The organism is Micromonospora sp. NPDC051296 (assembly GCF_040682255.1).
GTDB classification, from domain to species: Bacteria; Actinomycetota; Actinomycetes; order Mycobacteriales; family Micromonosporaceae; genus Micromonospora; species Micromonospora craterilacus.
In genome coordinates, this window is the sequence record NZ_JBFBAO010000473.1 from 1 (window position 1) to 4498 (window position 4498).

The window sequence follows — 4498 nt, forward strand, 5'->3', positions numbered from 1 at the left end:
GCGGCGAGCGGGTCCGCTTCCGGGGCCGAGGCCGCCGACGGGGGGCGCGCCTTCGAGACGGACGCGCTGCTGGCCAGCCTCAACGGCATGATCGGCCTGGCCGCCGTCAAACGTGAGGTCTCCGACCTGGTCGACCTGATCGCCAACGCGCGTACCCGGGTCCGGGCCGGGCTACCCGCACCGGCGATCTCCCGGCACCTCGTCTTCTCCGGGCCGCCCGGCACGGGCAAGACCACGGTCGCCCGCCTCTACGGTCGGCTGCTGGCCGCGCTCGGCGTGATCAGCGCCGGACAGGTTGTCGAGGTCGCCCGAGCTGACCTGGTCGGCGAGTACATCGGACACACCGCACACCGGACCCGGGAGGCGTTCGACAAGGCGCGCGGCGGGGTGCTCTTCATCGACGAGGCGTACACGCTCAGCCCGCCGGAGGCCCGCAACGACTTCGGCCGGGAGGCGATCGACACGCTGGTGAAGCTGATGGAGGACCACCGCGACGAGGTGGTCGTGATCGTCGCCGGGTACGACGAGGAGATGGCCACCTTTCTCGACGCCAACGCGGGCCTGCAGTCCCGGTTCACCCGGCACATCCACTTCACCCACTACGCCACCGACGAACTCGTCGCGATCTTCCAGAACCTGGCCGGGGCCAACGGGTACGACTGCCCGTGGGAGGTGCTCGACGCGCTGCGGACCCACTTCGACGCCGTGCCGCGTGGCCGCTCGTTCGGCAACGCCCGGTACGCCCGGCAGTTGCTGGACGAGGCGGTCACCCGGCAGGCCAGCCGGCTGCGTGGTCGTACCGACCCGTCGGTCGAGGAGCTGAAGACCCTCCAACCCGCCGACATCGCCGCTGCCGTACGCGGCTGACCGGGCGGCCAGCTGCTGACCGGACGGCTACTCGGATCCGGTCGGCAGCTCGGCTCGCAGATGCGGCTGGAGTATTAGAATGACTCGCCGAGGTTGGCGAGGAGGCGAATGTGCCTGACCGTTTCGCCGGCAGCATCGACGACCGGCTCACGTCGGATCGGCCTGTGGCGCGGTCCCGGCCAACGACGCCGGTCATGCTGATCGGCCGCGAGGCACCGCTCGCGGCGTTCGACGCGGTCGTCGAGGACCTCGCTCGCGGTCGAGGTCGAGCAATCTGGGTGGACGGCGAGCCCGGCATCGGAAAGACGGTGTTCCTGGCCGAAGCGCTCAGCAGGATTGACATCGTGGGCAGTCGCCTGTTCGAGGCGCGCAACACGGACACCGTCGACTTCTTTCCGCTGCGTGCGTTTCTCGATGCCCTGCACATCCATCCGACGGTGACCGGCTCCGACCGGGCCGATATCGCCGACCGGCTGTGGGGCCGCGGAGCGGGCCCGGACCGCTCCGGCAACGCGGTGACAGCCGCCGCAGAGATGATGATCCTCCTCGTGGATCGCATGTGCGCGTCGGGACCGGTCGTCCTGGCGATCGATGACATGCAATGGGCAGACGATGCCACCCTGGCGATGTGGGGCAGGCTCGCCGAGGCTACGCAGCAGATGCCGTTGCTGCTCGTGGCGGCTGCCCGCCGCGTCCCCAGGCGGGATGAGATCGTCCGGCTCCGCCGTCAGGTATCCGCTGTCGGCGGCGTCGACATCTCGCTCGATCCGCTCGACGACGAGCGGGTCGACCGGCTTGTCCGCCAGATCGCGTCGGCCCCTCCGGGAGTGGGACTTCGGGCACTCGTCCGCAGGGCAGGCGGCAATCCCTTGTATGTGCGGGAACTGCTCGGCGCGCTCATGAAAGGCGAGCGGGTCCGGCTCGCTGACGATCAGACGCTTGAGCTTTCCGACGGGGACGCCTCCGCGCCCAAGTCACTGACCGCCGCGATCACGGTCGGGCTTGGCTACCTGACCGGACCAACCACCCGCGTGCTGCGGGCGGCGGCCGTGTTGGGTGTCGAGTTCCGACTGGAGCAGCTCAGCGCCCTGACTGCCGAGTCGACGATGGCCCTGTCCGAGGTGATCGAGGAGGCGATCGCGGCGGGTGTGCTGGCCGACATGGACGAGACCATCGGGTTCCGGCACGTGCTGATCCACCACGCCCTGTACGAATCCACTCCGGCCGCCACGCGGCACGCGCTGCACCGGCAGGCGGCCCGGAAGCTGGCTGACGGCGGTGAGCCGGCGGAGAATGTGGTCACTCACATCCAGTCGGCACCAGGTCCGGTCGGTGACTGGGTGCTGGACTGGCTCATCCGGGTGGCGCCCTCGATTACGATGCGTGCGCCACAGGTCTCCGTCGAGCTGCTGCGCAGGGTCCTGGCGCAGGCCGATCATCGTGACCCGCGCCGGCTCGCGATCGAGTCGCATCTGGCCGACGGACTCTTCAACATGGCCGACTACGCGGAGTTCCACCGGGTCGCGATCCCGCTGCTGATCGACGTGACCGATCCCCAGGTGATCGGCCGGATGACCTGGTTGCGCCTCTACGCGTTCATGATCAACGGCCTACACCAGGAGGCGCTGGAACTCGGTCAGACCGCACTCGCCGGAGCGCGGATGCCGGCCAACTGGCGAGCCCGAACGCTCGCCCTGAACGCCGATAGCCTCACGGTTCTGGGCCGGCTCGACGAGTCGCTCGCGACGGCTCGGCAGGCCGAGAGCGAGGGCGAGCAGGCGGCGGACCGGCTTGCCGTCGGCTGGGCGCTGTGGTCCTTCGCCCGCGCCACGGGCATCGCCAAGGACGATTCGGTCACCGTACTGAAGGTGGTCGAGCGGGGGATGGCAATTGTCGGTGACGATCCGGCATCGACCGAGCTGCGGCTGTTGCTCGGCTCGACTCAGGCCACCGCGTTGTGGAACCTCAATCGCCTGGAGGAAGCCAGGCAGGCACTGGGAAAGGCACTGGCCTTGGCCGAGCGGATGGGCAGTCCGATGCGCCTTGCCGGCCTGCGGACGCAGGCGGCCGAGTTCAACTTCCTCAATGGGCGGTGGGATGACGCGCTTCCCGAGCTCGATGCCGTACTCGACACTGTCGGACCGCGCAATGCGACTCGGGTGATGCTCGCCGGCATCGGCGCGTTGATCGCGGTGCATCGGGGCGACGACGCGCTGCTCGACAGATACCTGGCCGCGGGCACGGAGTTGGCCGTCGACCCGGCAGGGTTCTCGGAGAATCTGCGCGCGGCCCGGGCGTTGATCGGGGAGCGGGACGGACGCCCGGCGGAGGCTCTTGCCCTGTTGCTCGCGCTGCTCGATCCAGATGGCTCCGGTACGTTCCCGAATCTGACATCCCATCGGTGCGTGCTGATCACGGCCGTTGTCCGGCTCGCGATCGACCTCGGTCGCCGGGACACCGCCGAGGTCGCCGCGTCGGCTTGTGTCACCGAGGCGACCCAGCGGCCGGAACCCTCGAAGCTGGCGGCGGCGAGCCACTGCCGAGGGCTGGTCCACCAGGATGCCGCGCATCTGATGACCGCGGCCGAGGAATATGACCGGGCCGGGCGTACCCACTCGCGGGGGGAGGCACTCGAGGACGCGGCCGAGGCATTGGCACGCGACCGGGATCTGGTCGGGGCCCGGGCCGCCCTTTCCGATGCGCTCGATATCTACGCGAGTCTCGACGCCCACCGAGACATACGTCGAGCTCAGGCGCGCGGGCGGAGGTTCGGCGTGCGGCGCAGCGCTCGGGGAACCCGACTGAGGGCAGGCACCGGCTGGGAAGCGTTGACCCGGTCCGAGGTCACGGTGGCGAAGCTCGCAGCGGCGGGCCGATCCAACCCGGAGATCGCGGCGAAGCTGTACCTGTCCCGCAACACCGTGCAGACCCATATGTCGCACATCCTGATGAAGCTTGGTTGCCGATCACGTCAGGAGATCGCCAAGTTCGTCGTCGGCTCGGCCTAGCCCAGCGGCCAGCTGGTGACCGGGCGGCTACTCGGATCCCGTGGCGAACTCGGCATGGCGGGGGTACTCCCGGACGACCTCGATCCGGGACCGCATGCCGAGCTTGGTCAGGATGTGCGACACGTGGGTCTGTACCGTGTTGCGGGACAGGTAGAGTTCCGCGGCGATGTCCGGGTTGGATTTGCCCTCGGCGATCATCCGGACGATCCGCTGCTCGCTCTTTGTCAACGCGGCCCAGCCGTGGGTGGCCCGCTGGCGTACGCCGCCCGGCCCACGCCGTACCCCCAGGGGGCGCAGGCGGGCGTCGGCCCGGCGGATCCGCCAGGCGGCGTCCATCTCGCTGTAGAGGCGTACCGCGGTGGTCAGCGCGGATCTGGCGGCCTTGACCTGGCCGCTGCGCGCCAGCCGGACGGCGGCCTCCTCCAGCGCGAAGGCTCGAGACGGCATCCAGCCGTACTGCTGGCACAGCTCGGACTGGGCCAGCAGGCCGTCGACGTCGTCGTCGAGCATGGCCTGGCAGCAGCTGGTGACCACCATGTCGAACCGGCTCGGCTGGGCCGTCGTGGCGGCACAACGGGTCGAGGTGGTGGCCAGGTCGCGCTCGCCGACCTCAAGCGCCAGGC

The 4498-nt window shown here is 69.7% G+C and carries 3 protein-coding genes; 2 read left to right on the top strand and 1 reads right to left on the bottom strand.

The features are described 5' to 3' along the window. On the top strand, positions 1-867 hold an 867-nt coding region (locus tag AB0M52_RS31080), incomplete at its 5' end, for an AAA family ATPase (protein WP_363961094.1). A 110-nt stretch (positions 868-977) separates the two neighbouring features. After that, positions 978-3875: an AAA family ATPase gene (locus tag AB0M52_RS31085; protein WP_363961096.1), complete on the top strand. Its 2898-nt coding sequence runs from the start codon at positions 978-980 to the stop codon at positions 3873-3875. A 27-nt stretch (positions 3876-3902) separates the two neighbouring features. Here AB0M52_RS31085 and AB0M52_RS31090 read toward each other — a convergent pair. Continuing rightward, a partial coding sequence (locus tag AB0M52_RS31090; RefSeq protein ID WP_363961098.1) for a LuxR C-terminal-related transcriptional regulator occupies positions 3903-4498 on the bottom strand: 596 nt, incomplete at its 5' end.